Origin of the sequence: Kytococcus schroeteri (assembly GCF_002847825.1) — a bacterium.
In the GTDB taxonomy this organism is placed as follows: domain Bacteria; phylum Actinomycetota; class Actinomycetes; order Actinomycetales; family Dermatophilaceae; genus Kytococcus; species Kytococcus schroeteri.
Window position 1 is genome coordinate 669 of record NZ_PKIZ01000039.1, and the last position, 680, is coordinate 1,348.

At 53.5% G+C, this 680-nt stretch carries 1 rRNA gene (only partly in view); it reads left to right on the forward strand.

Annotation, left to right across the window (positions count from 1 at the left end):
• Window positions 1-569, forward strand: a 23S ribosomal RNA gene (locus CYJ76_RS11370); its annotated part reaches 668 nt to the left of the window's first position; the annotation flags it as partial.
• Window positions 570-680: the final 111 nt, after the last annotated feature.

Here is a 680-nt window from a genome sequence, read left to right on the forward strand (position 1 = left end):
GTTGAGTGTAAGTGCACAAGGGAGCTTGACTGTGAGACTGACAGGTCGAGCAGGTACGAAAGTAGGGACTAGTGATCCGGCACCGGCTTGTGGAAGCGGTGTCGCTCAACGGATAAAAGGTACCCCGGGGATAACAGGCTGATCTTCCCCAAGAGTCCATATCGACGGGATGGTTTGGCACCTCGATGTCGGCTCGTCGCATCCTGGGGCTGGAGTAGGTCCCAAGGGTTGGGCTGTTCGCCCATTAAAGCGGCACGCGAGCTGGGTTTAGAACGTCGTGAGACAGTTCGGTCTCTATCCGCCGTGCGCGTTGAAACTTGTAGAAGGCTGTCCCTAGTACGAGAGGACCGGGACGGACATACCTCTGGTGGGCCAGTTGTCACGCCCGTGGCATGGCTGGTTGGCTACGTATGGGAGGGATAACCGCTGAAAGCATCTAAGCGGGAAGCCTGTTCTGAGATGAGGTTTCTTTTGAGGTTCCCTATAGATTATGGGGTTGATAGGCCGGATCTGGAAGTCATGTGAGTGATGGAGGTGACCGGTACTAATTAGCCGATGTTCAACACATATTTTTGTGCTAAGGCTTGATTTCATTGCCGCAAATTTGAGTGTGTGCTCGCGTCTGTTATGCAGTGTCTGGAACGGCACTACACACCAGCTGAATCCTGGATTTGGTTTGG